Annotated in this window: 29 protein-coding genes; 18 read left to right on the top strand and 11 right to left on the bottom strand. The window is 69.0% G+C overall.

Features of this window, described 5'->3' with window-relative positions:
• The 5 genes from HOV77_RS16060 to ctaD form a co-directional block, all read left to right on the top strand.
• Nucleotides 1–1,458, top strand: a 1,458-nt coding sequence (locus HOV77_RS16060; RefSeq protein ID WP_290863010.1) for an NAD(P)/FAD-dependent oxidoreductase, incomplete at its 5' end; no start/stop codon positions are given.
• Nucleotides 1,451–2,365 carry a dihydrodipicolinate synthase family protein gene (locus HOV77_RS16055; protein ID WP_290863008.1) on the top strand — a complete coding sequence of 305 codons (915 nt, stop codon included), beginning with the start codon at nucleotides 1,451–1,453 and terminating at the stop codon, nucleotides 2,363–2,365. The genes HOV77_RS16060 and HOV77_RS16055, both read left to right, overlap by 8 nt.
• Nucleotides 2,358–3,359, top strand: a complete 1,002-nt coding sequence (locus tag HOV77_RS16050; RefSeq protein ID WP_290863006.1) for a proline racemase family protein — start codon at nucleotides 2,358–2,360, stop codon at nucleotides 3,357–3,359. The genes HOV77_RS16055 and HOV77_RS16050 overlap by 8 nt, the downstream gene beginning before the upstream one ends.
• A 180-nt stretch (nucleotides 3,360–3,539) precedes the next feature.
• A complete protein-coding gene (locus HOV77_RS16045; protein ID WP_290863004.1) occupies nucleotides 3,540–3,878 on the top strand; it encodes a hypothetical protein in 339 nt (112 codons plus the stop codon).
• 179 nt (nucleotides 3,879–4,057) lie between these two features.
• Complete coding sequence (gene ctaD, locus HOV77_RS16040) at nucleotides 4,058–5,749, top strand: cytochrome c oxidase subunit I (protein WP_363260349.1); 1,692 nt, start codon at nucleotides 4,058–4,060, stop codon at nucleotides 5,747–5,749.
• A 201-nt stretch (nucleotides 5,750–5,950) separates the two neighbouring features.
• Here the strand turns inward: ctaD and HOV77_RS16035 are convergent, their stop codons facing one another.
• The gene (locus tag HOV77_RS16035; protein ID WP_290863002.1) at nucleotides 5,951–7,141 is read right to left on the bottom strand and encodes an MFS transporter; all 1,191 of its coding nucleotides are present in this window, start codon (nucleotides 7,139–7,141) and stop codon (nucleotides 5,951–5,953) included.
• A gap of 60 nt (nucleotides 7,142–7,201) precedes the next feature.
• Here HOV77_RS16035 and HOV77_RS16030 point away from each other — a divergent pair, with 60 nt between their 5' ends.
• Nucleotides 7,202–8,038: an arginine deiminase family protein gene (locus HOV77_RS16030; protein WP_290863000.1), complete on the top strand. Its 837-nt coding sequence runs from the start codon at nucleotides 7,202–7,204 to the stop codon at nucleotides 8,036–8,038.
• Between the two features lie 18 nt (nucleotides 8,039–8,056).
• Complete coding sequence (locus HOV77_RS16025) at nucleotides 8,057–8,584, top strand: isochorismatase family protein (RefSeq protein WP_290862999.1); 528 nt, start codon at nucleotides 8,057–8,059, stop codon at nucleotides 8,582–8,584.
• Nucleotides 8,585–8,638: 54 nt separating this feature from the next.
• Here the strand turns inward: HOV77_RS16025 and HOV77_RS16020 are convergent, their stop codons facing one another.
• Nucleotides 8,639–9,925, bottom strand: a complete 1,287-nt coding sequence (locus HOV77_RS16020; protein ID WP_290863018.1) for a nicotinate phosphoribosyltransferase — start codon at nucleotides 9,923–9,925, stop codon at nucleotides 8,639–8,641.
• 69 nt (nucleotides 9,926–9,994) lie between these two features.
• Here HOV77_RS16020 and clpS point away from each other — a divergent pair, with 69 nt between their 5' ends.
• From clpS to HOV77_RS15995, 5 genes are all read left to right on the top strand, one after another.
• Entirely contained in the window at nucleotides 9,995–10,285 is a 291-nt protein-coding gene (gene clpS, locus HOV77_RS16015) for an ATP-dependent Clp protease adapter ClpS (RefSeq protein ID WP_290862996.1), read from the top strand.
• On the top strand, nucleotides 10,261–10,797 hold the full coding sequence (locus HOV77_RS16010) for a DUF2017 domain-containing protein (protein ID WP_290863016.1): 537 nt from the start codon (nucleotides 10,261–10,263) through the stop codon (nucleotides 10,795–10,797). The genes clpS and HOV77_RS16010 overlap by 25 nt, the downstream gene beginning before the upstream one ends.
• Before the next feature lie 43 nt (nucleotides 10,798–10,840).
• On the top strand, nucleotides 10,841–11,323 hold the full coding sequence (locus tag HOV77_RS16005; protein ID WP_290862994.1) for a M67 family metallopeptidase: 483 nt from the start codon (nucleotides 10,841–10,843) through the stop codon (nucleotides 11,321–11,323).
• A gap of 57 nt (nucleotides 11,324–11,380) precedes the next feature.
• On the top strand, nucleotides 11,381–11,695 hold the full coding sequence (locus HOV77_RS16000) for a MoaD family protein (RefSeq protein ID WP_290862992.1): 315 nt from the start codon (nucleotides 11,381–11,383) through the stop codon (nucleotides 11,693–11,695).
• A gap of 102 nt (nucleotides 11,696–11,797) precedes the next feature.
• Nucleotides 11,798–12,745 (top strand): cysteine synthase, encoded by a 948-nt coding sequence (locus HOV77_RS15995; RefSeq protein ID WP_290862990.1) that lies wholly within the window; start codon nucleotides 11,798–11,800, stop codon nucleotides 12,743–12,745.
• A 19-nt stretch (nucleotides 12,746–12,764) separates the two neighbouring features.
• Here HOV77_RS15995 and HOV77_RS15990 read toward each other — a convergent pair whose 3' ends face one another.
• Nucleotides 12,765–13,202 (bottom strand): hypothetical protein, encoded by a 438-nt coding sequence (locus tag HOV77_RS15990; RefSeq protein WP_290862988.1) that lies wholly within the window; start codon nucleotides 13,200–13,202, stop codon nucleotides 12,765–12,767.
• Between the two features lie 132 nt (nucleotides 13,203–13,334).
• Here HOV77_RS15990 and murI point away from each other — a divergent pair, with 132 nt between their 5' ends.
• The 4 genes from murI (at nucleotide 13,335) to rdgB (ending at nucleotide 16,385) form a co-directional block, all read left to right on the top strand.
• Nucleotides 13,335–14,147, top strand: coding sequence for a glutamate racemase (gene murI / locus HOV77_RS15985; protein ID WP_290862986.1), 813 nt, complete (start codon nucleotides 13,335–13,337; stop codon nucleotides 14,145–14,147).
• The gene (locus tag HOV77_RS15980) at nucleotides 14,144–14,890 is read left to right on the top strand and encodes an MBL fold metallo-hydrolase (protein WP_290862984.1); all 747 of its coding nucleotides are present in this window, start codon (nucleotides 14,144–14,146) and stop codon (nucleotides 14,888–14,890) included. The genes murI and HOV77_RS15980 overlap by 4 nt, the downstream gene beginning before the upstream one ends.
• A gap of 74 nt (nucleotides 14,891–14,964) precedes the next feature.
• Nucleotides 14,965–15,753 (top strand): ribonuclease PH, encoded by a 789-nt coding sequence (gene rph / locus HOV77_RS15975; RefSeq protein WP_290862982.1) that lies wholly within the window; start codon nucleotides 14,965–14,967, stop codon nucleotides 15,751–15,753.
• Nucleotides 15,750–16,385: an RdgB/HAM1 family non-canonical purine NTP pyrophosphatase gene (gene rdgB, locus HOV77_RS15970; RefSeq protein ID WP_290862980.1), complete on the top strand. Its 636-nt coding sequence runs from the start codon at nucleotides 15,750–15,752 to the stop codon at nucleotides 16,383–16,385. The genes rph and rdgB overlap by 4 nt, the downstream gene beginning before the upstream one ends.
• 68 nt (nucleotides 16,386–16,453) lie before the next feature.
• On the opposite strand, the gene HOV77_RS15965 is transcribed toward rdgB, so the two are convergent.
• The 7 genes from HOV77_RS15965 to HOV77_RS15935 all read right to left on the bottom strand — a co-directional run bounded on the left by HOV77_RS15965 (nucleotide 16,454) and on the right by HOV77_RS15935 (nucleotide 24,907).
• Nucleotides 16,454–17,098: a Pr6Pr family membrane protein gene (locus tag HOV77_RS15965; protein WP_290862978.1), complete on the bottom strand. Its 645-nt coding sequence runs from the start codon at nucleotides 17,096–17,098 to the stop codon at nucleotides 16,454–16,456.
• Nucleotides 17,099–17,192: 94 nt separating this feature from the next.
• Entirely contained in the window at nucleotides 17,193–18,728 is a 1,536-nt protein-coding gene (gene hutH / locus HOV77_RS15960; RefSeq protein WP_290862977.1) for a histidine ammonia-lyase, read from the bottom strand.
• Nucleotides 18,725–19,864 (bottom strand): imidazolonepropionase, encoded by a 1,140-nt coding sequence (hutI, locus tag HOV77_RS15955; protein ID WP_290862975.1) that lies wholly within the window; start codon nucleotides 19,862–19,864, stop codon nucleotides 18,725–18,727. Before hutI ends, hutH begins: the two co-directional genes overlap by 4 nt.
• Nucleotides 19,849–21,150, bottom strand: coding sequence for a formimidoylglutamate deiminase (locus HOV77_RS15950; protein WP_290863014.1), 1,302 nt, complete (start codon nucleotides 21,148–21,150; stop codon nucleotides 19,849–19,851). The genes hutI and HOV77_RS15950 overlap by 16 nt, the downstream gene beginning before the upstream one ends.
• Nucleotides 21,147–22,325, bottom strand: a complete 1,179-nt coding sequence (locus HOV77_RS15945; RefSeq protein ID WP_290862973.1) for an allantoate amidohydrolase — start codon at nucleotides 22,323–22,325, stop codon at nucleotides 21,147–21,149. Before HOV77_RS15945 ends, HOV77_RS15950 begins: the two co-directional genes overlap by 4 nt.
• On the bottom strand, nucleotides 22,325–23,977 hold the full coding sequence (gene hutU, locus HOV77_RS15940) for a urocanate hydratase (RefSeq protein ID WP_290862971.1): 1,653 nt from the start codon (nucleotides 23,975–23,977) through the stop codon (nucleotides 22,325–22,327). The genes HOV77_RS15945 and hutU overlap by 1 nt, the downstream gene beginning before the upstream one ends.
• A 108-nt stretch (nucleotides 23,978–24,085) precedes the next feature.
• Nucleotides 24,086–24,907, bottom strand: coding sequence for a MurR/RpiR family transcriptional regulator (locus HOV77_RS15935; protein WP_290862969.1), 822 nt, complete (start codon nucleotides 24,905–24,907; stop codon nucleotides 24,086–24,088).
• Between the two features lie 98 nt (nucleotides 24,908–25,005).
• Here HOV77_RS15935 and HOV77_RS15930 point away from each other — a divergent pair, with 98 nt between their 5' ends.
• Together HOV77_RS15930 and HOV77_RS15925 are read left to right on the top strand one after the other, a co-directional pair.
• Entirely contained in the window at nucleotides 25,006–25,260 is a 255-nt protein-coding gene (locus HOV77_RS15930; RefSeq protein ID WP_290862967.1) for a DUF1508 domain-containing protein, read from the top strand.
• Nucleotides 25,261–25,284: 24 nt separating this feature from the next.
• Entirely contained in the window at nucleotides 25,285–25,659 is a 375-nt protein-coding gene (locus tag HOV77_RS15925; RefSeq protein ID WP_290863012.1) for a hotdog fold thioesterase, read from the top strand.
• Nucleotides 25,660–25,807: 148 nt separating this feature from the next.
• On the opposite strand, the gene HOV77_RS15920 is transcribed toward HOV77_RS15925, so the two are convergent.
• On the bottom strand, nucleotides 25,808–26,554 hold the full coding sequence (locus HOV77_RS15920; RefSeq protein ID WP_290862965.1) for a hypothetical protein: 747 nt from the start codon (nucleotides 26,552–26,554) through the stop codon (nucleotides 25,808–25,810).
• Nucleotides 26,555–26,561: the final 7 nt, after the last annotated feature.

Here is a 26,561-nt window from a genome sequence, read left to right as displayed (position 1 = left end):
GCGCCCGTCGCGCCCGTCGCGCCCGCCGCGGCCGCGCAAGATCCGCAGCAGATCAGGGTTCTGGGTCGAATCTTGGCCCAAGATTCGACCCAGAACCCTGATCCAGCGTCCAAGGAGCGGGAGCTCGTCGTCGTGGGGGCAGGCCCAGCCGGACTGACGGCCGCGCTGGCGGCGGCCGAGCACGGGGTCAACGTGCTGGTGGTGGACCGTGGAGCGAAGCCGGGTGGGCAGTACCTCCGTCAGTCCACAGTGCACGAGAACACCCCGCCGAAGCTCATCCAGCGCGCCGAACGGCACGAGAACATCCGGTTCCTGCTGGGCCACGAGATCTGGCGAGCCACCCCGGGCACGCTGGAGATCGCCGACGTCGACGGCCGAACCACCAGAGAATTGAAGCCGCGCGCGATCGTGCTGGCGACCGGGGCGTACGACCGGGTCGTGCCGTTCCCCGGCTGGGAGCTGCCGGGCGTCGTCACCGTCGGCGGCGCGCAGGCCCGACTCAAGGGGCTCGGCGTCAAGGTCGGGCAACGCGTACTGGTCACGGGAACCGGCCCGTTGCTGCTCTCGCTCGCGGTCTCGCTCGCCGAAGCCGGGGTCGACGTGGTCGCCGTCGCCGATCCGGTTCGGCCCCGAGCCTGGTCACGGCACTTTTCCACAGTGGTACGCGCACCGCGCAAGCTCTGGCAGGCGGTTGCGTACCGGGGTCGGCTCTGGCGTCACCGGGTGCCGGTCTGGTCGGGCTGGGAAGTGCGAGAGATCACTCCCGAGCGGGACGTCATGATCGCGAAACTGCGATGTGGCACAAAGGAACGTACGGCGGTCGTTGACGCGGTCGCCGTCGGCCACGGCTTCACCCCACAGGTGGAGCTGGCGAGCGCGTTGGGTTGCGCACTCCTCGTCGACCCGAGGGATGGCAGCCCGATCGCGCAGGTGGACGCCGACCTGCGGACCTCGCAGGCGGGCGTCTTCGCGGCGGGTGAGCTCGCCGGGGTGGGCGGCGCGGACTCCGCGTACGCCACCGGCACCCTGGCGGGTCTCGCCGCCGCACGCCACCTGGGGCGCCTCGACGAAACGGCGTACCAGGTGGCCTCGAAGCCCTGGCGCAGGCGGGCCGCCGCCGCGCGCCGTTTCGCCGACGCCCTGCACGAGGTGCACGGCTTCGCCCCCGGCTGGAGCACACGGGTCGCCGACGGCACCGTCTTGTGCCGCTGCGAGGGCGTCACCTTCGGCGAAGTGCGGGCCGCACAGGCGCTCGGCGCCGACGATCCCCGCGCCGTCAAACTGCTGACCCGCGCCGGGATGGGCCGCTGCCAAGGCCGGCTCTGCGGGCTGTCCAGCGCCGATGTGCTCGGCTGCGCCCCGCTCGCGTACGCGAATCGTCCGATCGCGACGCCGGTCCCGTTGCGCCTGCTCATGACGAACGACCCGCAAGACCAGTTGGAGGAATCACATGAATAAGCCGTGGAACGGGGTGCTGGTGGCGATCGCCACACCCTTCCGGGAGGACCTGTCGATCGACTTCGACCGGCTGCAGGAACACGTCGCCTGGCTCGGTGTGAACGGCTGCCACGGGATCGTGCCGAACGGGTCGCTGGGGGAGTACCAGACGCTCACCGACGACGAGCGGGCGCGCATCGTCACCGCCGTCGTGGAGGCCGTCCCGGACAACGTCACCGTGGTGCCCGGCGTGGGTGCGTACGGGGGTCATCAGGGTCGCCGGTGGGCCGAGCAGGCGGCGGAAGCGGGCGCCGACGCCGTCATGTCGCTGCCCCCCAACGCGTACGCCGCGTCCCCGGCCGAAGTAGTCGCGCATTACGAGCAGGTGGCGGCGGCGGGGTTGCCCGTTGTGGCGTACAACAACCCGTTCGACACCAAGGTCGACCTGGTTCCGGAGCTGCTCGCCGAACTGCACGGCAAGGGGCTGATCCAGGCGGTCAAGGAGTTCTCCGGCGACGTACGCCGAGTGCACCGCATCCACGAGCTGGCCCCCGGACTGGACGTGCTCGCCGGGGCGGACGACGTTCTCCTGGAACTCGTGTCACAGGGCGCGGTCGGCTGGATCGCCGGTTTCCCCAACGCCCTCCCCGAGCAGTCCGTACGCCTCTACAACCTCTGCATCGAGGGCAACCTGGCCGAGGCGTTGCCGTTGTACCGGCAGGTGCACGCGGCGTACCGGTGGGACTCCCGTCCGTTGTTCGTTCAGGCGATCAAGCTCGGCATGGAGCTGGCCGGGCGCTACGGCGGTCCCTGCCGTCCGCCGCGCCTGCCGCTCTCGCCGGAGCTGCACGCCCAGGTCACTGCCGACATGAAGAAAGCTCTCGGCAGTGCTGATGGCGCCGTCCCCCAGGGGGCCGGCGGTGTTTAGCAGCAAGGTCTTCCACGCAGTCGACTCGCATACGGAGGGCATGCCGACCCGCGTCATCACCGGCGGCGTCGGCGTCTTCCCCGGCGCGACCATGGCCGAACGTCGGCTGTTCGGCGTCAAAGAGCGCGACGACCTGCGGAAACTGCTCATGTGCGAGCCGCGTGGGCACTCCGCGATGTCGGGTGCGATCCTCCAGCCGCCGACCAGGCCCGACGCCGACTGGGGCGTCCTCTACATAGAGGTGTCCGGCTGGTTGCCCATGTGCGGCCACGGCACGATCGGCGTCGCGACGGTCCTGGTGGAGACGGGGATGGTCGAGGTGGTCGAGCCGGTCACCACCATCCGGCTCGACACGCCCGCCGGCCTGGTCGTGGCCCAGGTCGAGGTCCGCGACGGTCGCGCTGCCGGGGTCACCATCCGCAACGTCCCCTCCTTCTTGCATTCTCAAGATGTACGCCTAGAGGTGCCGGGGCTCGGGGAAGTAATCGTCGACATCGCCTTCGGCGGCAACTTCTACGCGTTGTTGCCCGCCGAACGGCTGGGTCTGCCGGTGACCCGGGAGAACATCCCGGCGCTGCTCGACCGGGGTCTGAAGATCATGGACGCCGTCATGGAACAGGCGCCCCCCACGCACCCCGTCGACCCCGCAATCGACGACTGTCGCCACGTCATCGCGTACCAGCTGGGAGAAGACGGCGCGGACGCCCGAGCCGCGACCCTCATCCACCCGGGCTGGGTGGACCGATCGCCGTGCGGGACCGGGACGAGCGCGCGGATGGCGCAGCTGTACGCCCGTGGCGAGCTGGCGCTGGATCGGCCGTTCGTGAACGAGTCGCCGCTGGGTACGCGATTCACCGGGCGGCTGGTGGAGGAGACCACGGTCGGCGACCGGACCGCGGTCGTGCCCACCGTGACCGGCCGGGCCTGGATCACGGGCACTGCGCAGTACCTCTTGGATCCGACCGATCCCTTCCCAGCAGGCTTCGAACTCTGACCGCGCGTTCGCGTTGATCATGAACCTAAGGTCCGGAAACGCCTTCGGCCCGGACCTTAGGTTCATGATCAACGCGGGGTGAGCAGCGGGCGCGGTACGACGGGAGGGTCGGCCGCGCCCGCTTCCTTTACCCTGAGTCGGCCGTCAATGGATGACGGCGCTATGGGGAGGGAGCCCTCGATGAATTCGATGGCGGACTGGATCGGTTTCACCATGGCGTTGCTCGGCGCGGTCCTCGTGCTCGCCGGCGCGACGCTGATCTTCCTGCACGCCCGGGGTCAGCTGCGCCCCGCCAACTCGGTCGGCACCGACACGACGGTCACCTCGGCCGCCGCGCCGGAGGCGACCGGCATGGGTTTCATCCGCCGGGTGTTCAAGGCCGTCCGCTCGTTGCCCGACGCCGACCACCTCATCGCCTGGGGCCTGGTCCTGTTGGTGCTCGGTGCGCTGGCGGCCGGTGCCATCAAGTTCGGTGTGGCGTTCGAGCTGGGCACATTCAACACGAACGTTATTCGGTGACGCGCTGCCCGCACCCGCTTGTGGGTGCGGGCCCGGCGCGTCCAGGCACCCCATGCGTCCTGGCGGCGTGCGGGGGACTATTCTGCGTCCGTGGTACGCCCCGCCGATGATCCGCTCACCCTCGCGGACGGCGGGACGCCCGAACAACACCAGCTGGTGAACAGCACAGGAGGCCGCTCGTGACAACCGTCGCACCGAAGCCGATCGAGACCAGGCAGTGGCCGGTCCGACCGAACGTCAAGGGCTCGGCGATCGCGCGGATCATTCGTACGACGGATGCGAAGCAGATCGGGATCATGTACCTGGTCACGGCGTTCGCGTTCTTCATGATCGGCGGCCTGATGGCGCTGCTCATGCGGACCGAGCTGGCCCGGCCGGGGCTGCAGTTCCTGTCCCCGGAGCAGTTCAACCAGCTGTTCACCATGCACGGCACGATCATGCTGCTGATGTTCGCGACGCCGATCGTCTTCGCGTTCGCGAACTTCATCGTGCCGATCCAGATCGGAGCGCCTGACGTCGCGTTCCCCCGGCTCAACGCGTTCGCGTACTGGCTCTACCTGTTCGGTAGCACGGTGGCGGTGCTGGGCTTCGTCACCCCGGGCGGCGCGGCCGACTTCGGCTGGTTCGCGTACGCGCCGCTGAACGACGCCGTGAACTCGCCCGGCCCCGGCGGCAACATGTGGATCGTCGGTCTGACCATCTCCGGTCTGGGCACGATCCTCGGCGCGGTCAACATGGTCACGACCATCCTGACCCTGCGCGCCCCCGGCATGACGATGTTCCGGATGTCCATCTTCACCTGGTCGATCCTCGTGACCTCGCTGCTCGTCCTGATGGTCTTCCCACTGCTCGCGGCGGCGCTGCTGGCGCTACTGGCCGATCGGCAACTTGGCGCGCACGTCTTCGACGCGGCCACCAACGGGCCCATGCTCTGGCAGCACTTGTTCTGGTTCTTCGGCCATCCCGAGGTGTACATCGTGGCGCTGCCGTTCTTCGGCATCATCAGCGAGGTCATCCCGGTCTTCAGCCGCAAGCCGCTGTTCGGCTACAAGGGCATGATCCTGGCCATGCTGGGCATCGCCGGTCTGTCGATGAGCGTGTGGGCCCACCACATGTTCGTCACCGGCCAGGTCCTGCTGCCCTTCTTCTCGTTCCTGAGCTTCATGATCGCGGTGCCGACCGGTATGAAGTTCTTCAACTGGATCGGCACGATGTGGCGCGGCCAGGTCACCTTCGAGTCGCCGATGCTGTTCGCCATCGGCTTCCTCACGACCTTCCTCTTCGGTGGTCTGTCGGGCGTACTGCTGGCCAGCCCGCCGGTCGACTTCCAGGTGTCCGACTCGTACTTCGTCGTCGCGCACTTCCACTACGTGCTCTTCGGCACGATCGTGTTCGCCGTGTACGCCGGGATCTACTTCTGGTTCCCGAAGATGTTCGGCCGGATGCTGGACGAGCGGCTCGGCAAGCTGCACTTCTGGCTGACTACGATCGGCTTCCACGGCACCTTCCTCGTGCAGCACTGGCTCGGCGCGGAGGGCTTCCCCCGCCGGTACGCCGACTACCTGCCGACGGACGGGTTCACCACGCTGAACACGATCTCCACCATCGGGGCGTACGTGCTCGGCATCTCCACGCTGCCGTTCCTCTACAACGTGTGGAAGTCCTACCGGGCGGGCGAACTGGTGACGGTCAACGACCCGTGGGGCCACGGCAACTCGCTGGAGTGGGCGACCTCGTCCCCGCCGCCGCTGCGTAACTTCGACACGATGCCGCGGATCCGCTCGGAGCGGCCGGCCTTCGACGCGAAGTTCCCGCATCTGGCGCTCAACACCACCGTGACAACCCCGAAGGCCCTGGAACCCCAAGACTGATCTCGTACGCAAAGAGCCCCGCTTCGGCGGGGCTCTTTGCGTACTGCAGACCAGTCCTGGGGTGCTGCAGATCACGGTTACGCATGCTTCCGTGCGCCGAGATGGCATGCGTAACCGTGATCTGCAGCTGAGGCAAAGCGCCGCGCACTCGGGAGAATGCGCGGCGCTTGTTGTGCCCCCGGGCCGCACTACCCGCCGCGCTCAGTGGCTAAACACGGGCTCCAGAACGGGCCGGGGACGGCGGTAGAGCGGCAGGCTCGCCGCGACGACGAGAATTCCGGCCGCACCGACAGCGGCGAAGGCCCAGCCGGGCCCGGCCATGTCGACGACGAAGCCCGCGAAGGGCGCGCCCAGGCTCACACCGGCCGTCATCGCCGAACCCTGGAGACCCATCGCCTCGCCGCGCGACGATGCGGGAACCAGGCGCGTGATCGCCTCATTACCGGCCGTGATCGACGGCGCGCAGAGCAGACCGGCCGGGATGAGCAGTACGCACAGCCACAGCCAGCTCGGCGACAGCCCGACCGGAATGGTGAGCAATCCCATGACGGCCACCAGTGCCAGCGGCGAGAACGGGCGGTGCAGCGCGCCGTAGATCAGCGCTCCGACCAGGGAGTACGCACACCACAAGGCGATGACGAGTCCGGTCGACGAGGTCGCCCCGGCTTCGCGGAGGATGCCGACGACGGCCATGTCGGTGCCGCTCAGGATCACGGTCATGCCGGTCGCGGTGGCGAGCACGGCGAGCACCGGCCCCCGCAACCACTGCCGACGCGGGATGCGTACCTGCTCCGCGGCCGCCTCTTCGGCGTCCGATCGCATCGGCGGGTTGAGCCAGTAGACCCCGATGGCCGCCAGCACCATCGCGGCGCCGAGGACGTACATCGTTAGCGTGCTCGACAGCGCGGTCGCCCCGGCCACCGCCACCGCCGGGCCGACCATGAACGACAGCTCCACGCCCATCGAGTCCAGGGCGAACGCCGGGCGGCGCTGGTCGTCCGGGACGAGCGCCGAGATCGACTGGCGGACCAGGCCGAAGATCGGGATGGCGAACAGACCGGCGAACGCGGCCGCGCCCAGGAGTCCGGCGTACCCGAGGCTCGGGGCGATCGACCAGATCACGAGCTGCGCCGAACCGGTGATCGCCATCACCCGCCGCACCCCGCCTCGGTCGAGCATCCGGCCCATCAGCGGCGACGAGACGGCGGCGGCGATGGTGTAGATCGTCGTCACCAGGCCCGCCTCGCCGTAGCTGTGGTGCAGCGTCAGCACGGTGTGCAGGGTGAACGAGATGCCGATCGCCGTCATCGGGATGCGCGCGATCAACCCGAGCAGCAGGATCGGGCGTACGCCGGGCAGGGCGAGGACGTGGCGGTAAGGTGCGAGACTCATAGCGCTCCTATCATGCCCGGGTGGTGTGACAAGTCCGCAAGCCGAATACGATGCCGAGCCATGACTGATTTCGGCGTACGCTCCTCCGTCTCCGACCTGCGCCGGGCGGCGCTGCGTCGGCCAACCACGACCGGCGACTTCGCCGGAGCCGGGTGGCGCCTCCCCGACCCGGACCTCCTCGTCCGGCAGCACGACGCGTACGCGCAGCTCCTGACCGATCTCGGGGTGCAGGTGGAACGGCTGCCGGCGGCGGACGGGCAGGTCGACGCGGTGTTCGCCTACGATCCCGCGTTCGTCATCGGCTCCGGAGTCGTGGAGTTCCGATCGGCCAAGCCGGCCCGGCAACGCGAGGGAGCGGAACTGGTCGCTGCGTTGGGCGTACCAGTGGTGGGAAAGCTGGAACCGGACGCGGTCATGGACGGTGGCGACGTGTGCTGGATCGCCCGCGACCTGGTCGTCGCGGGCCGGGGCTATCGCACGAACCAGCGGGCCCACGACCAGCTGCGCGCGTGGCTGGCGGCCGAAGGTCAGGAGCTGGTGACCGTGGATCTGCCGCATGACCGCGGACCGGCCCACGTGCTGCACCTCATGTCGGGCATCTCGCCGATCGCGGACGACCTGGCCGTCGTGTACCCGCCGATCATGCCGGTGCCGCTGCTGCAACTGCTGGCCGAGCGCGGGATCGAGACCATCGCGGTCGACGACGCCGAGTACGAGACGCTGGGCTGCAACATCCTCGCCGTCCGGCCGGGCGTCGTGGTGATCTTCGCCGGGAACCCGCGGACGACTTCGGAGTTGCGGGCGCGGGGCGTGGAGGTCCACGAGATCGACGCGAGCGAGCTGGCCAAGGGCGACGGCGGGCCGACCTGCCTCACGCGCCCACTGCTGCGCGCTTGATGATGCGATCATTGGCCTATGAGCCGTGCGCTGATCATCGTGGACGTGCAGAACGACTTCTGTGAAGGCGGTTCGCTGGCCGTCACCGGAGGTGCGCAGGTCGCCGCGGACGTCTCCGCGGCGCTCGCGACCGGCACCTGGGATCACGTGGTGGCCACCAAGGACTATCACGTCGATCCGGGCTCGCACTTCGAGGAATGGCCGGTGCACTGCGTCGCGGGGACCTCCGGCGCGGAGTTCCACCCCGAGCTGGACACGGATCGCATTGAAGCGGTGTTCCTCAAGGGACAGCAGGCGGCGGCGTACTCCGGATTCGAGGGAGTCGCCAACGGCATCGGGCTGGCCGCTTGGCTGCGGATGCGGGATGTGACCTCGGTGGATGTCGTCGGCATCGCCACCGACTACTGCGTACGCGCCACCGCTTTGGACGCTGCCGCTGCCGGCTTTTCCACTACCGTGCTGCTTTCGCTCACTGCGGCTGTCGCTGCTTCGTCGCGGGAGACTGCTCTGGCTGATTTGTCGGCTGCGGGCGTGGCTATTGCTTGATCAACGGAGTTTTCGTGGGGTCATAGCACCGCGAAAACTCCGCTGATCAAGGGATTACGCGGTGACGAAGGTGACCGGGATGGCCGGATCGCCGGCCGACAGCTTCAACCCCTCCCAGGGGATGGAGACGAGGTTCTGCCGTAGGTGCTCCCGAGCGTCCGCCAGCACCGGGGGGTCGACGAGCTTGCCGCCCACCACGTACGCCCGCTGCAACAACCGGTCGTTCGGCTGCGCCTCGGGAGCACCCTGGGAGCAGATGACCTCCTCGGTCGCCGTCCCGGTCGGCTTGTGGCGGCGTACGGCGGTTTTGCGGCCACCGACGGTCGCCTTGTTCTCCGACCGCTTCACGACCGGCCGACCGGCCACCTCGACCAGCTTGTACACCAGTCCGGCCGTGGGTGCTCCACTGCCGACGACCACTGCCGTGCCTGCTCCGTACGCGTCGACTGGTTCTGCGGCGAGGGCGGCGATGGCGTACTCGTCGAGGTCGCCGCTGACGATGATCTTCACGTCGGGCGCGCCCAGTTCGTCGAGCAGCTGCCGGGACTGAGCCGCCAGCACCGACAGATCGCCGGAGTCGATGCGGATCGCCCGCAGGGTCGGTCCGGCCACCGCGACCGCGTTCCGGATGCCCTGCGCGATGTCGTAGGTGTCGACCAGCAGCGTCGTCTCAGTGCCCAGCGCGGCGACCTGCGAGGCGAACGCCGTCGACTCGTCGTCGTGGAGCAACGTGAACGCGTGCGCGGCGGTGCCCGCCGTCGGTACGCCGTAGCGCAGGCCGGCTGCGAGGTTCGACGTCGACGCGAACCCCGCCAGGTACGCCGCTCGGGCGGACGCCACGGCCGCTTCTTCGTGCGTACGCCGGGAGCCCATCTCGATGATCGGACGACCCCGGGCGGCGGTCACCATCCGGGCGGCGGCGGCCGCGATGGCGCAGTCGTGGTTGAGCACGCTCAGGATCAGCGTCTCGAGGACCACGCACTCGGCGAAGGCGCCGCTGACCGTCAGGATCGGCGAGCCGGGGAAGAAGAGTTCGCCTTCGGCGTACCCGTCGATGTCGCCGGTGAACCGGTACGCCGCGAGCCAGTCGCCGGTGGCCTGGTCGACGATGCCCTGCCCGACGAGGTACGCGATCTCGTCCGGATCGAAGGTGAACTCGGAGATCATCTCCATGAGGCGGCCGATCCCGGCGACGACGCCGTAGCGGCGGCCGTTGGGCAGCCGGCGGCCGAACGCCTCGAAGACGCACGGCCGCTGGGCCGTCCCGTCCCGCAGCGCGGCGCTGACCATGGTGAGTTCGTACTGGTCGGTGAGGAGCCCGGGTGATCCACGCACGGTCACAGCGTACGGGCACACACCCGGTCCTCGCCGGGACGGTGAGATTCCGCGATCCCGTGGCAGGATGGGGTCATGACCACGCCCCAGATCCTGCCGGTGGAGCGGCCGGAGACTGCCGAAGAGCCGGAGCAAGCCCGGCCGTGGGTCACGATCGTCCACGACGATCCTGTCAATCTCATGACTTATGTCGTGTTTGTCTTTCAAAAGCTCTTCGGGTTCTCCCGCGAGACCGCGGAGACGCTGATGATGGACGTGCACACGAAGGGCAGGGCCATCGTGTCCAGTGGCGCGCGGGAGCGGATGGAATACGACGCCGCCCGGCTGCACAGCTACGGTCTCTGGGCGACGGTCGACAAGCAGTGAGCCTGTTCCGCCGGGAGGGCGAGGAATGCGTCGCCACGCTCTCGCTCGATGAGGTGCGCGTGCTGCGCCGGGTCGCGTCCGAGGTCGTGGGGCTGCTGACCGAGGGCTTCGACCATTCCGACCCCGTGGTCGTACGCCTGTTCCCCGCCGTCTATCCGGAGGATCCGGAGGAGGCGGCCGACTTCCGGCGCTTCACCGAGGGCGATCTCAAGACGAGCAAGATCGACCAGGCCGGCGCGGTTCTGGCGGCGCTGCCCGGTGAGGACGAGCTCGACCCGTCCGGCGCCGAGGTCCGGCTCGACGCGGAAGCCTCCGAGGCCTGGCTGCGCGCCATCAACGACGTACGCCTCGCGATGGGCGTACGCCTCGGGATCACCGACGAGACCGATCTCGACGAGGCGCTGACGGAGGAGATCGAACGGGACGTCCAATCCGCCCGGGCGTTCCAGCTGTCGGTGTACGCATACCTGGGGTATCTCCAGGAGTCGCTGCTCGACGCGATCATGAGGTAGCTCACGGTCCACCCGAAGGCCGTCGCCGGATACGCTTGTCCGCGTGCTGACCATCGACAAGGCGATCCTCGACGCGATCGTCGCCCATGCCCGCCGGGACCACCCGGACGAGGCCTGCGGCGTGGTCACCGGCCCGATCGGCGCGGACACCCCGACCCGGCACATCGCCATGGAGAACGTGGAACGCTCGCAGACGTTCTATCGGTTCGACCCGATGGAGCAGTTGCGAGTCTGGCGGGAGATGGACGACCTCGACGAGGAGCCGGTGGTCATCTACCACTCGCACACCGCGACGGAGGCGTATCCGTCCCGGACGGACGTCTCGTACGCCGGTGAGCCGGGTGCCCACTACCTGCTCGTCTCGACACGTGAGCCGGAGGTGACCGAGGTCCGGTCCTTCCGTATCCTGGACGGCGTGGTGACTGAGGAACCAGTGAAGCTGGTGGGTGGCGGCGACGAGCTCGCCGTGCAGTCCTACATGTTCGGCCAGACTCCGACGACGGTCGACTACGAGTGTCGCGGCTAGGGACCGCCTTCCTCGCCCGTCCCCGTTCGTACCCTTTCCAAGGAGTTTGAGAAAACCATGGCCGTCGAAGTTCGCATCCCCACGATCCTGCGCAGCTACACCGGCAACCAGAAGGCCGTCCAGGGCTCCGGCGACACCCTCGCCGAGCTGCTGTCCGACCTCGATGCCCGGCACACCGGCCTCAAGGGCCGCCTGATCACCGACGAGGGCGCGCTGCACCGCTTCGTCAACATCTACGTCAACGACGAGGACGTCCGGTTCCTCGGTTCGCTGGACGCCAAGGTCAGCGACGGCGACACCGTGACGATTCTGCCGGCCGTCGCCGGTGGCGCTCTCGGGCTGCTCGCCGCTGCGGCGTACCTCGGCCGCTGACGCTCCCTTTCGCGTTGATCATGAACCTAGGGTCCGTCTCGACGGTGTGTCGGCACCCCTAGGTTCATGATCGACAGCGGTGTCCCCGCGCAGGAGGTGCCCATGCGATACGACTCCATCCTCGATCTGGCCGGCAACACCCCGCTGGTCGGTCTGCCTCGCCTGTCGCCGAGCGAGGACGTGCGCATCTGGGCCAAGCTGGAGGACCGCAATCCGACCGGCAGCGTGAAAGACCGCGCCGCGTTCTACATGGTCCGCGCGGCCGAGGCGGACGGCACCCTGCGCCCGGGCGCGACGATCCTCGAACCCACTAGCGGCAACACCGGCATCGCTCTGGCCATGGTCGCCAAGCTGCGGGGTTATCGACTGGTATGCGTCATGCCGGAGAACGTGTCGGCGGAGCGCGTCCAACTGCTCCGCATGTACGGCGCGGAGATCATCTTCTCGCCGGCGGCGGGCGGCTCGAATCAGGCCGTCGTCACGGCGAAGCGGATCGCCGAGGAGCACCCCGACTGGGTCATGCTCTTCCAATACGGCAACGAGGCCAACGCTCGTGCCCACTACGAGACGACCGGTCCCGAGCTGCTGCGCGATCTGCCGACGATCACTCATTTCGTCGCCGGGCTGGGTACCACCGGGACGCTCATGGGCACCGGTCGCTACCTGCGGGAGAAGAACCCCGACATCCAGATCATCGCGGCTGAACCCCGTTACGGCGAGCTGGTCTACGGGCTCCGCAACATCGACGAGGGCTACGTTCCCGAGCTCTACGACGCCACCGTTCTCACCCGGCGGTTCTCCGTCGGCACCCAGGACGCCGTTCTGCGTACGCGTCAACTGGTCGAAGTGGAGGGTCTGTTCGTCGGCTTCTCCACCGGCGCGGTGTTCCACGCCGCCCTCGCGGTCGCCCATGCCGCCGCGAAGGCGGGGCAGAAGGCGGACGTCGCCTTCCTCGTCGCGGACGCGGGGTGGAAGTACTTGTCGACCGGTGCGTACACCGGGACGCTGGCCGACGCCGAGGAGGCGCTCGAAGGACAGCTCTGGGCCTAGCCCGAAAGCCAGCCGACGATCAGAGCTGGGTGATCACCAGCAGCAGGTTGCCGCCGAGCAGCAGCGACGCCGTCCCGAGCAGCTCCCACGGCAGCCACCGGTGATGCACGGTGGCGAAAGCGAGCCCGCCGCATACCGTCCCGGCAATGCCGACCGACATCACCGTGGGCATCAGCCAGTCCGGTCCGGGCTCGAAGACGATCGCCAGGAAGACGCGGACGGCGACGACTGCGCCGACGAGGACCAGCAGGGCCGCCCAGGCACTCATGCCGAGCATGCGCGTGCTCCCGGGGGCCGGATCGTCTTGTTCCGGTAGCCGCAAGGCGCGCATCGGGTTTCGGCGTACCCCTTGGGTTGCGACCGAAGCCGCGACGGGCAGCACGGGCAGCGAGCCCACACGTGCCCGGGTGAGTTCGGGGGCCGGGTTTTCGGTAAGGGTGTCGATGCGCGTCTCCACGACTGGCACAACGGCGCCGGGTGTGATGCGTAACGCGCCATGCGCGAGTTGTGCCTGGTCACGGTGTCACCTTGGCGACATGTTGGAGCAGACCTTACTTAAGGCTGGCGCGCGCGGCGTAGGCTCCGAGCCGTGACGGACACACCGATCGGGATCTTCGACTCGGGAGTCGGTGGCCTGACGGTAGCCCGAGCGATCCTGGACCAGTTGCCACACGAGCGCCTGCTCTATCTGGGGGACACGGCGCACGTGCCCTATGGTCCGAAGCCGCTGGCCGATATCCGCCGTTATGTCCTCGAATGCCTGGATGATCTGGTCGCCGCGGACGTCAAGATGCTCGTGATCGCCTGCAACTCGGCAGTGTCGGCGTGCCTGGCCGATGTCCGGGAACGCTACGACATCCCCGTGGTGGAGGTGATCCGCCCGGCCGTCCGCCGGGCGGTGGCAGCGACTCGCAACGGCCGGGTCGGCGTCATCGGGACCACCGCGACCATCACCAGCCGGGCCTATCAGGACGCCTTCGCCGCCGCACCGCACGTCACCGTCACCGCGGCCGCCTGCCCGCAGTTCGTCGACTTCGTCGAGCGCGGGATCACCTCGGGCCGGGCCCTGCTCGGGCTGGCCAGCGCATACCTCGAACCGTTGCAGCAGGCCGGCGTCGACACCCTCGTTCTGGGCTGCACCCACTATCCGCTCCTGTCCGGCATGCTGAGCCTCGTGATGGGCGAGCAGGTGACCCTGGTGTCCAGCGCCGAGGAGACGGCCAAAGACGTCTATCGCGTGCTGGTCGAAAACGACATGCTGCGTCCCGACGACGCCCCGCCTCCGCGCCACGAGCTGCGGGTCACCGGCGACGACGAACCCTTTCAGCGGCTCGCGCGGCGCTTCCTCGGCGACTTCCCGGCGGCCCTTCCGGATTCCACTCACGCGGGAGCGGAACGATGAGACTGACCGTGTTGGGCTGTGCGGGCAGCTTTCCCGGCCCCGAGTCGCCGTGCTCGGCGTACCTCGTGGAGGCCGACGGATTCCGGCTGCTCGTCGACTTCGGCTCCGGCTCGCTCTCCTCGCTCCAGCGGTACGCCGGGCTGAACTCGGTGGACGCGATCGTCCTGAGCCACCTCCATTGCGATCACATGATGGATGCCGCGCTGTACGTAGTGGTCCGCCGCTACGCTCCCGACGGCCCCTACCCGCCGCTGCCGGTGTACGCACCCGCGGGCGCGCCCGAGCGGCTGGCCGCGGCGTACAGCGCCGACGAGGGCCCGCTCGACGACGTCTACACCTTCTACAGCCTGCAGTCGGGCAGCTTCCCGATCGGCCCGTTCACGGTCACCGTGGACCGCGTCAACCACCCCATCGAGACCTACGGCGTACGCCTGGAGCACGACGGCCGGGTGTTGGCGTACTCCGGGGACACCGCGCCCTGTGACGCGTTGCTGCGGTTGGCCCAGGGCGCCGATCTGTTCCTGTGCGAGGCGAGCTACCTCGACGGCGCCGACAATCCGCCCGGCATTCACCTGACCGGCCGGGACGCCGGTGAAGTCGCCACCAAGGCGGGCGTACGCCGGCTCCTGCTCACGCATCTGGTGACCGCCTGGGGCAGCGAGGCGGAGACGTTCGAGGCGGCCGTCGCCGCATTCCAGGGACCGGTCGAGATCGCCCGTCCCGGGGCGCGATTCGACGTCTGATCCCCGCCGGACCACGCTGATCGCACGACAAGCCCGCGGCAGGCGGCAAATGGGTGAACTGTAGGGTTACGGGCATGACCCGACCCGATGGACGCGCGGCCGACGAGCTCCGTCCGGTGAAGTTGACCCGTGGCTGGAGCATGCACCCGGAGGGCTCGGTTCTCGTCGAGTTCGGCAACACCCGGGTGTTGTGCACGGCGAGCGTGACCGAAGGCGTCCCGCGTTGGCGGAAAGGCTCCGGCCTGGGCTGGGTGACCAGCGAATACGCCATGTTGCCCCGGGCGACGACGACCCGGTCCGACCGCGAGAGCGTCAAGGGCAAGATCGGCGGGCGTACGCACGAGATCTCCCGGCTGATCGGCCGGAGTCTGCGGGCCTGCATCGAGCTGAAGGCGCTGGGCGAGAACTCCATCGTCATCGACTGCGACGTCCTCCAGGCCGACGGCGGTACGCGTACCGCCGCGATCACGGGCTCCTACGTCGCCCTGTACGACGCGGTGACCTGGCTGGCCAAGAAGAATGCCTTGGCGAAGAAGCAGACGGTCGAGTCCACGTTGCACCGTTCGGTGGCGGCGGTCAGCGTCGGCGTCGTCAAGGGCGAGCCGCGGCTGGACCTGTGTTACGACGAGGACGTCAGCGCCGAGGTCGACATGAACATCGTCTGCACTGGCACCGGCGACTTCGTCGAGGTGCAGGGCACCGGTGAGGACGGCGTCTTCGACCGCAAGCAACTCAACCAGCTGCTCGACCTCGGCGTGGCCGGCTGTTCGCAGCTGGCCGACCTGCAGCGCGAAGTGCTGGGCCTGCCGTCGTTGTCGCCGGCCAGCCTGCTGGCGAAGTTCGGAGGGGACGTCCGTCGATGAGGCTGCTGCTCGCGACCCGCAACGTCAAGAAGCTCGACGAACTGCGCCGCATCCTCGCGACGTCGCCGTCCCTGGTCGGCGTCGAGCTGATCGGTCTCGACGACGTCCCCGAGTATCCGGAGGCGCCGGAGACCGGCTTGACGTTCGCCGAAAACGCGCTGCTCAAGGCGCGTGAAGGGGTCAAGTACACCGGTCTGCCCACCGTCGCCGACGACTCCGGCCTGGCCGTCGACGCGCTCAACGGCATGCCGGGCGTGTTCAGCGCCCGCTGGTCGGGGCGGTTCGGCAACGACTACCCGCACGGCAAGGACGTCGCCAACCTGGAACTGGTCCTCGACCAGACCCACGACGTCGCCGACGACAAGCGTGGTGCGGCCTTCGTCTGCGCCGCCGCGCTCGTCCTGCCGGGCGGTGACGGCAACCGGGAACACCTGGTCAGCGGCCAGATGCGCGGCCGTCTGCTGCGCGCGCCGCGCGGTCTCGGCGGCTTCGGCTACGACCCGATCTTCCAGGCCGAGGGCCACACGCGCTCGACCGCCGAGCTCACGGCCGAGGAGAAAGACGCGATCAGCCACCGGGGCCAGGCTTTCCGCGCGCTGGCCGCGGTGATCGCCAAGCAGCTCCAGCCCTGACGGGTACGCACAACGCTTCGTTTCCGCTGGATCAGGGATCTAGGTCGAATCTTGGCCCAAGATTCGACCTAGATCCCTGATCCAGCGCTGCCGGGGGAGTGGCGGGCGTACCAGCGGCGCATCGAGTTGCCCGCCCACATCACGATGAGCATGAAGCCGATGATGCCGATGGCGATGGCGAAGCAGGACTTGATCACGTGCGCCCAGCCGTCCGGACGGGGATCGACGAACGGGTACGGATACCAGTCCACGATGCCGCCCCTGATGAGCGCGTACACGAGCCACAGCATCGGGTAGATCAGCCACAGCCAGGCGCTCGGCAGCGTGACCTGGTTGCGGGGTGGCCGGATCAGCCAGTCGAGGAAGATGACGACCGGCGAGATCTGGTGCAGGACCGAGTTGACCCACGGCATGGTCGTGCCGACCTGCGCGGCGAGGTTGGACAGCAGTAGTGCGAAGACCACGCCGGTGGTGAAGAGGTAGGTCGTCGCCGCGCCTCGGATCGAGTCCCAGCGAGGACTGTCCAGCCGGGGCCGGATCGCCCCGACGCCGAGGACCGCTGCGCCGATGAGGTTGCTCTGGATCGTGAAGTAGCTGAAGAAGTTGCCGGTGTCGAGGATCCCGTTGGCGTTGCTGCGGCTCAGCTGGGCCACGATCGCGGCGATGATCGCGATCGCCATCAGGGCCCGATATGCCCGAACTATGTACTCCACGTCGGTGAGCCTCCCCGTTGATCATGGACTTTGGGGGTTCGACACGCCGTCGAAGCGGACCTTGGGTTCATGATCAACAGGGTCAGGGCGGGGGTCAGGCGAGCGGGCCGACCTCGGCCTCGATGGTCTCGAGCAGTGCGCGGCCGGAGATCGTCGCCCGAGCGGCGTCCAGCACTGGAGCGAGGAACACGTCCGGGCCTGGCGTACCGGCGAACGCGGTGACCGCCGCCAACGCGGCCCGGCCCGCCGGTGACGGGGTGAGCGGATCGCGAAGCTGGAGGCCGCGGCAGGCCGACAGCAGCTCGACGGCGAGCAACGAGGTGAGGTTGTCGAGCACGGTACGCAGCTTCTTCGTGGCCGACCATCCCATCGAGACGTGGTCTTCCTGCATACCGCTGGTGGGGATGGAGTCGACCGAGGCGGGGGCGGCGAGGCGGCGGTTCTCGGCGACGATGCCGGCCGCGGTGTACTGCGCGATCATCAGCCCCGAGTTGACGCCGGGGTCGGGGGTGAGGAACGCGGGCAGTTCGCGGGAGCGGGTGACGTCGAGCAGCCGGTCCACCCGTCGTTCGGAGATCGATCCGACTTCGCTGGCCGCGATGGCGAGATAGTCGGCGGCGAAGCCGAGTGGCGCGCCGTGGAAGTTGCCGGTCGACTCGACTCGCCCGTCGGGCAGTACGACGGGGTTGTCGGCCACGCTGACCAGTTCCCGGGCGGCGACCGTACGCGCGAACTCCAGAGTGTCGCGGGCGGCCCCGGCGACCTGCGGCGCACAGCGCATCGAGTACGCGTCCTGCACCGCGTGCACCAAGTCGTCGCGGTGCGAGTCCATGATCGCCGACTGCTGGAGCAGGCGGTAGATGTTGGCGGCGCTGATGCCCTGCCCCGGATGCGGGCGGATCTCGTGGATCGAGGGATGGAACGGCCGGTCGGTGCCGAGCATCGCCTCGATGGACAAGGCGGCCGTCACGTCGGCCATGGTGAGCAGGTGACCGAGGTCCTCGCAGGCCATCAGCAGCATGCCGAGCATGCCGTCGGTGCCGTTGATGAGGGCCAGGCCCTCCTTGGAGGACAGCTCGATCGGGGCCAGTCCGGCGGTGTGCAACGCGTCGGCTCCGGCGATGCGCGTACCGTCCTTGCCGAGCACCCAGCCCTCGCCGAGCAGCACCAACGCGCAGTGCGCCAGCGGGGCGAGGTCGCCCGAGGCACCCAGCGATCCGTGCTCGGGCACCCATGGCGTGATGTCGTGGTTGAGCAGGTTCATCAGAGCGTCGGCCACCAAGGGGCGTACGCCCGACCGCCCGAGCGCGAGCGACCGCACCCGGAGCAGCATCATCGCGCGGACGACCTCACGAGGCATGGGCGCGCCGATGCCGGCCGCGTGCGACCGGATGAGCGCATGCTGCAGCTCGGCCCGGCGTTCGGGGGCGATGAAGGTGTTGGCCAGCGCGCCGAAGCCGGTCGAGACTCCGTACACCGGGCGGCCGTCCCGTTCGATGCCGTCCACGATGGACCGGCTGGCCGTCATCGCCTCGACGGCGGCCGGGCTGATCACGACCTGGGCGCTGCCCCGGGCGACGGCCAGGACGCCGGCGGCGCTGACGCCGTCCGGTTCGATAGTGACGATCATCGAACCCACACTCCTTTGTGCAGTACTTTCCTTACGAGGGGGACACCCGGCCGGTAGGCCAGATGCACGGAACTCGGCGCGTCGAGCACCATGAGGTCGGCGTACGCACCGATGCCGAGATGGCCGACGTCCGATCGGCGCAGCGCTCGGGCTCCGCCCGCTGTCGCCGCCCAGATCGCCTCGGCGGGCGTCATCCGCATGTCGCGGACGGCCAGCGCGATGCAGAACGGCATGGACGAGGTGTACGAAGAACCCGGGTTGCAGTCGGTCGCCAGGGACACCGTGGCCCCGGCGTCGAGCAGCCGCCGAGCGTCCGGGTAGGGCGAGCGCGTGCTGAACTCCGCCCCCGGCAGCAGTGTCGCGACCGTCTGCGAGGAGGCCAGCGCGTCGACGTCGGAGTCGGACAGGTGAGTGCAATGATCCGCGCTGGCCGCGTCCAGTTCGACGGCCAGGCGTACGCCGCCGCCCTCGGTGAGCTGGTTGGCGTGGATGCGAGGTAGAAGTCCTTCGGCCATCCCGGCGGCGAGCACCGTCCGGGCCTCGTCCACGTCGAATGCTCCGCGCTCGCAGAACACGTCGACCCACTTCGCGTGGGGTGCGCAGGCGCGCAGCATCTCTCCGGCCACAAGCTCCACATAGGAGTCGCGCGGCACGTCCGGCGGCACCACGTGCGCGCCCAGGAAGGTCGTCTCGGTGGTGAACTCGGACGCCACCCGCAACGATCGCGATTCGTCAAGAACGCTGAGCCCGTAACCGCTCTTGATCTCGACCGTCGTGGTGCCCTGCCGCCGCATCTCGTCGACCAGGCGCTCCACATTAGACCGTAGGACGGCGTCGGAGGCGGCTCGCGTGGCCGCCATCGTGGTGCGAATGCCGCCGCCGGTATATGGCTCGCCGGCCATCCGCGCAGCGAACTCGGCCGCCCGATCCCCGGCGAAGACCAGGTGCGCGTGGCTGTCCACGAAGCCGGGCAGCACCGCCGCGCCCTGTGCGTCGAAGACCTCGTCGGCGGCGTGCGGGCTGCTCGCTGAGCCGACCCATTCGACCCGGTCGGTCACGATCATCGCCGCGTCCGTCAAAACGGAGTCGGAGTGCGTGGTCAGCTCGCCGATGTTGGTGATCAGAAGAGAGCGCACACGGCCTCCTGCAGTTCCCGGGCCACGTCGACGGACACGTGGCGGCCGTCGGCGACGACCACCCGGCCGTCGACGACGACGTGGGTGATGTCGGCCGCACCCGCCGCCATGAGCACACCGGCCGGATCGATCCCAGCCGTACGCACAGTGCCCAGGCTCACGGTGACGAGATCCGCCCGCGCCCCGACGGCCAGCCGTCCGGCCGACGGCCAGCCCAGCGAGGCATGCCCGGTCGCAGTCGCCGCGGTCAGCAGCTCCTCCTGGCTGAAATGGCCGCGCGCCTGGGCGGAGAGGCGTTCGTGCAGTTCGAGCGCGCGCGCCTCTTCCAGGAGGTCGATCACCGCGTGCGAATCGCTGCCGAGCGTGAGGCGTACCGCGCCGTCGGCGAGCGCGCGGGCCGGGCCGATGCCGTCGCCGAGGTCCCGCTCGGTCGTCGGGCAGAAACAGGCGTAGGTGTCGGCCATCAGGTCGATGTCGCCCTTGGTCAGGTGGGTCGCGTGCACCGACGTGAAGGTCTCCTGCAGGACGCCGTGGCGGTCCAGGAGCTCGGTCGGCGTACACCCGTGGGCGGCCCGGCACGCGGCGACCTCGTCCACCTGCTCGGCCACGTGCGCGTGGGTCGGCAGTCCGCCCGTCAGCTCGGCGAAATCGGTCATCACGTCGGCCGGCACGGCGCGTACCGAGTGCAACGCCGCGCCGATCATCGCGTGCGGTTGAGCGGTCAGCTCGTCGAACCGGTTCCACCAGCCGTCCATCGAACCGTCGCCGAAGCGCAGCTGCGGGCCCGCCAGCGGCTGACCGTCCACAGTGGCCTGCAAGTACACGGTGTCGAGCAACGTGATCCGAATGCCCGCGTCGGCCGCTGCGGCGACGAGCGCCTCACCCATCGCGTTCGGGTTCGCGTACGGCTTCCCGCCGGGCGCGTGGTGCAGGTAGTGGAACTCGCCCACGCAGGTCACGCCCGCGAGCGCCATCTCCGCGTACACGGCGCGGGCCAGCCGGTGGTAGCTGTCCGGGTCCAGCCGGTCCGCGACCTGATACATCTGCTCACGCCACGTCCAGAAACTGCCTTTGCCCATGTGGGTACGCCCTCGCAGCGCCCGATGAAAGGCATGTGAGTGGGCGTTGGCCAGGCCGGGTATGGTCAGACCGGTCAGCTTCGGAACATGATCCTCGACCCACCCGACGGGTTCGGCTCGCACGATCGTGCCGTCCTCGATCGCGATCAGCACGTCGCTCTGGATCCCGTCCGGCAGCCAGGCGTACTCGCAGAGGTAATGGCTCAGCAAGACAACTCCTCCAGCACGTCGGCGAGCGCGCGTACGCCCGCCTCGCAGTCGGCGTCGGAGGCGTATTCGGCGGGGGAGTGGGAGACGCCGGTCGGGTTGCGTACGAAGAGCATCGCCGTCGGCAGGTACGCACTCAGCACCCCGGCGTCGTGCCCGGCGCCGGTCGGCAACACGGGAACTCCGCCGAGGAGGGCCGCGATCCGGTCGCGTACCGCCACGTCGAACTGCGTCTCGCCACTGACCGACTCGGCGGTCAGGCTCACTCGCGTACCATCGCGGACTGCTCGTTCGGATGCGCGGCTGGAAACCGCCGCGACCAGCTCCTCCACATCGGACGTCGTGGCCGCCCGAGCATCGAGCCAGGCGCTGACGCGGGCCGGGATCGCGTTGGTGGCGTTGGGTTCCACGGCGACCCGGCCGATGGTTGCGTGACAGCCGCGCAGCCGGGCCTCCTTGTTCGCCGCGAGCACCGTGTACGCGAACGTCAGCATCGGATCGTGCCGGTCGGTCATCAGCGTGGTGCCGGCGTGGTTGGCCTCGCCGGAGAAGTCCAGCCGCCAGCGGCCGTGCGGCCAGATGGCGCTCGCGACGCCGACCGCGTGCGGGGTCTCGGCCAGCGCGCGGCCCTGCTCGACGTGCAGTTCGACGAAGCAGCCGAAGCGCGCGAGCAGGTCGGGCCGATGACCCTTGGGCGTCGTGCCCATGGCCTCGGCCAGCGTCACGCCGTCGCGGTCCCGGAGGGCAGCCGCGGCCTCGGCGTCGACCGCCCCGGTGAGCAGCCGGGAACCCAGGCAGGCGAGCCCGAACCGGGAGCCCTCCTCCTCGGCGAAGACCCCGACGACGATCGGCCTTTGTGGACGGACGCCGCGTGACCGGAGTTCGTCGACCGCGAGCAGCGCGCTGACCACCCCCAGCGGCCCGTCGTACGCCCCGCCGTGCGGCACCGAGTCGAAGTGACTGCCGGTCAGGACCGCGTTGTCTCCGGCTCCCCACCAGGCGAACAAGTTGCCGTTGCCGTCGTCTTCCAGGACCAGATCTCGTTGCGCTGCTTGGTCTTTGAACCATTCGCGCAGGTGCTTCTCCGGCTGCGTGAAGGCGTATCGCAGGTAGCCCAAGGACTCAGGGTCACGCCCGATCGGCGCGATCTCGTCCCAGAGCTCCCGGAAACCCATCACTGCTCCCGCATCGGCACGCGTACGTGCTTTTCCTCGGCGACCGTCTCGGCCAGGTCGTACCCGGCGTCGACGTGCCGAATGACGCCCATGCCGGGGTCGTTGGTCAGGACGCGCTCGATCTTCTGCCCGGCCAACGCCGTCCCGTCGGCGACGCAGACCTGCCCGGCGTGGATCGAGCGGCCGATGCCGACGCCGCCGCCGTGGTGGATGCTCACCCATGAGGCGCCGCTGGCCGTGTTGACCAGCGCGTTCAGCAGCGGCCAGTCGGCGATCGCGTCCGAGCCGTCCAGCATGGACTCGGTCTCCCGGTACGGCGAGGCGACGCTGCCGCAGTCGAGGTGGTCCCGGCCGATCACGATCGGAGCCTTGAGGGTGCCGTCGGCGACCATCTCGTTGAACCGGACGCCGGCCTGGTCGCGCTCGCCGTACCCGAGCCAGCAGATGCGCGCCGGCAGACCCTGGAACGCCACCCGCTCGCCGGCCATGGTGATCCAGCGGCGCAGCGATTCGTTCTCGGGGAACAGATCCAGCACGGCCTTGTCGGTCGCCGCGATGTCGGCCGGGTCGCCGGACAGCGCCGCCCAGCGGAACGGGCCCTTGCCCTCGCAGAACAGCGGCCGGATGTACGCGGGCACGAACCCCGGGAAGGCGAAGGCGTTGGAGAACCCGCCGAGCTGCGCCTCACCCCGGATGGAGTTGCCGTAGTCGAAAACCTCGGCCCCGGCGTCGGAGAAGCCGACCATCGCCTCGACGTGCTTGGCCATGCTCCGGCGTGCCCGATCGGTGAACTCCTCAGGCTTCTTCGCCGCGTAATCCGGCCCGTCCGCGAGGTCGATGTCCTCTGGCAGGTACGCCAACGGGTCGTGCGCGCTGGTCTGGTCGGTGACGATGTCGATCTCGACTCCGCGGCGCAGCAGCTCGGGGAAGACGGTGGCGGCGTTGCCGACGACGCCGACGGACAGCGCCCGCTTCTCCCGCTTCGCCTTCGTCGCCCGCTCGATCGCGTCGTCGAGGTCGTCGGCGATCTCGTCCAGGTACCTCGTCTCGACCCTTCGCTGGAGGCGATGCCGGTCGACGTCCACGATGAGGCATACGCCGCCGTTCATGGTGACGGCGAGGGGCTGTGCGCCACCCATGCCGCCGCAGCCCGCGGTCAGCGTCAACGTGCCGCTGAGGGTCCCGTTGAACCGCTTTTCGGCCACGGCTGCGAACGTCTCGTAGGTGCCCTGGAGGATGCCCTGCGTACCGATGTAGATCCAGGAACCGGCCGTCATCTGGCCGTACATCGTCAAGCCGAGCTTCTCCAGGCGGCGGAACTCGGGCCAGGTCGCCCAGTCGCCGACGAGGTTGGAGTTCGCCAGCAGGACGCGGGGGGCCCATTCGTGCGTACGGAAGACGCCGACTGGACGGCCCGACTGGACGAGCATCGTCTCGTCGTCCTTGAGCGTGTCGAGCGTACGCACGAGGGCGTGGAAGCTCGACCAGTCCCGGGCGGCCTTGCCGGTGCCGCCGTAGACGACCAGGTCGGCCGGGTTCTCCGCGACCTCGGGGTCGAGGTTGTTCATCAGCATGCGCTTGGCGGCCTCCTGGCCCCAGCCCAGCGCCGTCCGCTGCGCACCCCGCGCCGCCCTGACAATCGGCGTCGTCACTGCGTTCCTCCGTCTCCCTCGCTGCTTTCTGCGCGATCATGAACTTGTGGTCGTGATCGACCGGTGTGTCGTATCCGCAGCGCCCTGATCGACTCCGCGGCGCAATGATCAATCCACGAAGACGCCCCGCCGGGCGGCGGTGGTCTCGAAGTCCTCCAGCCTTCGCTGGGTCTGCCCCGGGTCGGCGTCGGTCATCGCCTGCAATACCACCATCGTCAACACCATCGGGGCGGTATGCAGGTCGAACACCAGATCCGAGCCGACTGCGGCGGGCAACGTGAGGTCGGCGACCTCGCCGACCGGGCTCAGTTTCGAGTCGGTGATCACGACCGTGGTGAGCCCGAGTTCCCGGGCGAACCGCAGGGCCTCGACCGATTCGCGGGGATAGCGCGGCAGCACCACCGCGAGCAGGGCGCTCGCCCCGGCTTCCCGGGCCTGCTCCAGGCGGTCGGCGAGCATACTGCCGCCCTCGGTGAGCGGCCGGACGTCGGGGTGGATCTTCGCGGCGAAGTAGCCGAAGTAGCTCGCGATGGGCGCGGCGGCTCGCAGGCCGAGGACCGGCAGCGGGCGTGAGCCAGTCAAGATCTGGGCGGCCTGGGTGATCGGCGACGGGTCCAGCAGCTGGTCGGCCAGCCGAGTCAGGTTCGCGATCTCTCCGCGTACGGCGAGTTGGAGATCGTTGGCGGCCGGTTCGATCGCATCCGCGGATTCGGCGGTCAGCTCGCGCAGCCGTCGGCGCAGCGCCGGGTATCCGTCGTAGCCGAGCGCCATCGCGAATCGGGTCACCGACGGCTGGCTCACCTGGGCCAGCTCGGCGACCTCGGAGGCGGTCAGGTGAGCCGCGTGCGCGCCCTGGTCGACCAGCGATCGGGCGATGCGGCGCTGGGTCGGCGTCAGGCGTACGCCGTGCACGAGGTCCGCAACATTCACGGCCGGACTGTATGCATATTTTCATTCAGTACGCAAGCCGTACTGCGGGTTTTGCGAAATTTACTCCGCTTTGGTCGCCGAGTCCCTAGTCTGCGAGCATGGCGAAATTCGAGGTCTTCAAGGACGTACGCGGCGAGTACCGCTGGCGGCTGCGGTCGGCCAACGGCCAGATCTTCGCGATCGGCGGCGAGGGGTTCAAGCAGAAGTCGGGCGCGGAGAACGGCATCGCCGCCGTCAAGCGAGACGCCGTGGCCGCCGAGATCATCGATCTCAGCGACAGCCCGCTGACCACCTCGATCAGCTCCAAGATGGAGCCCGGGATGGCGAAGAAGAAGCTGCCGCCGCCCATGTAGTCTCCCGGGGTGGCAGACCTGAGCATGGCGGGCACCCTGGGCGAGCGGATGGGCATCGAACTGCTCGAGGCCAGTCCGCAGCGGATCGTGGCGACCATGCCGGTCGACGGCAACACCCAGCCGTTCGGGCTGCTGCACGGCGGGGCTTCGTGCGTACTGGCCGAGACGTTGGGCTCGATCGGGGCTACCCTGCACGCACACGAAGTCGGTCAGGCGTACGCAGTCGGCGTGGACATCAACGCCACCCACCACAAGGCGACCCGGGCCGGCACCGTGACCGGGGTGGCGACGCCCCTGCGGCTCGGCCGCAACGTCGCCACCTACGAGATCGTCATCACCGACGAGTCCGGCGAGCGCGTCTGCACCGCCCGCCTGACCTGCCTGCTCCGCGACCGCTGACCAGCCCAGCCGAGGCGGGATCGCTGACCGCGCCTCCAAGATCGGCGCAGGATCACGGTTCGCGGTCGAATCTTGGACCAAGATTCGACCTAGAACCCTGATCCAGCGCCCAATGGGCGAGTGGCGGGCCGACGCCGGAGGCGAAGGGCTACGCGGTGCTGACGGCGCTGATGGCGTGGGCCTTGCCGAGGTTCCCGCTCACGATCGTGAAGGTGTACTGCGTGCCACCGAGTGTCGGCGAGACGATCACCTGATCGCCGGACGTATGCGCGCTGTACGAGTCGAGTGCGGTCTGCGACTTCAGTTTGTCCGCCACGGAGGACGTCGCCAGCCGCGCCATCCGCTGCACGTTCTTGTGCTGCCAGGCATACATGAATGCGCTGACGTAGCTCTCGGCGCTAGAGGCGTAGGTCGTCCGTTCCAACAGCGCCTGGGTCGCCGCGGTCGGATGCCCGATCTGGGTGTTCGTCAGCGTGATCAGAACCTCGTCGCCGTGGGCGTTCCGGAAGACGCACTCGCTCGTCTCACCGCTCGCGGTGCAATCGATGTAGGTCCAGTCGGCGTTGGGATAGCCGTTGTCCTTGATCTGTTGCACCGTCGCCTGGTTGGCCAGCAGCTCCAGCCGGCTGCTGCTCTTGGTTCCCCACGCCGACAGCAGCGCTTGTGCGTACCCCTTGGCTGTGGTGGGGAAGGTGAAGCTCGAACCGCCGGTCTTCGACGAGCCTGGCGTGGGGGACGCGGACGACGCCGAGGGTGCCGCGGTCGGTGAGTCCGACGGGCCGACCGTGGTCGTGACCGACGGCGCCTGGCTGGACGGGGTGTCCTTGCCGGAGCAGGCGGTGAGCGTCAGTGCCGCGGTGAGGACGGCGGCGAGGCGGAGGGGGAGGCCCGTCATGGCGGTC

This window comes from Hamadaea sp., from assembly GCF_013362815.1.
GTDB lineage: Bacteria > Actinomycetota > Actinomycetes > Mycobacteriales > Micromonosporaceae > Hamadaea.
This window is presented reverse-complemented; position numbering and strand designations above follow the sequence as displayed.

Coding starts and splice junctions, on each gene's coding strand:
- HOV77_RS16055 (WP_290863008.1), top strand. CDS start 1,451: ATGAATAAGCCGTGGAACGGGGTGCTGGTGGCGATCGCCACACCCTTC.
- HOV77_RS16045 (WP_290863004.1), top strand. CDS start 3,540: ATGAATTCGATGGCGGACTGGATCGGTTTCACCATGGCGTTGCTCGGC.
- HOV77_RS16035 (WP_290863002.1), bottom strand. CDS start 7,141: ATGAGTCTCGCACCTTACCGCCACGTCCTCGCCCTGCCCGGCGTACGC.
- HOV77_RS16030 (WP_290863000.1), top strand. CDS start 7,202: ATGACTGATTTCGGCGTACGCTCCTCCGTCTCCGACCTGCGCCGGGCG.
- HOV77_RS16025 (WP_290862999.1), top strand. CDS start 8,057: ATGAGCCGTGCGCTGATCATCGTGGACGTGCAGAACGACTTCTGTGAA.
- clpS (WP_290862996.1), top strand. CDS start 9,995: ATGACCACGCCCCAGATCCTGCCGGTGGAGCGGCCGGAGACTGCCGAA.
- HOV77_RS16000 (WP_290862992.1), top strand. CDS start 11,381: ATGGCCGTCGAAGTTCGCATCCCCACGATCCTGCGCAGCTACACCGGC.
- HOV77_RS15995 (WP_290862990.1), top strand. CDS start 11,798: ATGCGATACGACTCCATCCTCGATCTGGCCGGCAACACCCCGCTGGTC.
- HOV77_RS15980 (WP_290862984.1), top strand. CDS start 14,144: ATGAGACTGACCGTGTTGGGCTGTGCGGGCAGCTTTCCCGGCCCCGAG.
- rph (WP_290862982.1), top strand. CDS start 14,965: ATGACCCGACCCGATGGACGCGCGGCCGACGAGCTCCGTCCGGTGAAG.
- rdgB (WP_290862980.1), top strand. CDS start 15,750: ATGAGGCTGCTGCTCGCGACCCGCAACGTCAAGAAGCTCGACGAACTG.
- hutH (WP_290862977.1), bottom strand. CDS start 18,728: ATGATCGTCACTATCGAACCGGACGGCGTCAGCGCCGCCGGCGTCCTG.
- HOV77_RS15945 (WP_290862973.1), bottom strand. CDS start 22,325: ATGGGTTTCCGGGAGCTCTGGGACGAGATCGCGCCGATCGGGCGTGAC.
- HOV77_RS15930 (WP_290862967.1), top strand. CDS start 25,006: ATGGCGAAATTCGAGGTCTTCAAGGACGTACGCGGCGAGTACCGCTGG.
- HOV77_RS15925 (WP_290863012.1), top strand. CDS start 25,285: ATGGCGGGCACCCTGGGCGAGCGGATGGGCATCGAACTGCTCGAGGCC.
- HOV77_RS15920 (WP_290862965.1), bottom strand. CDS start 26,554: ATGACGGGCCTCCCCCTCCGCCTCGCCGCCGTCCTCACCGCGGCACTG.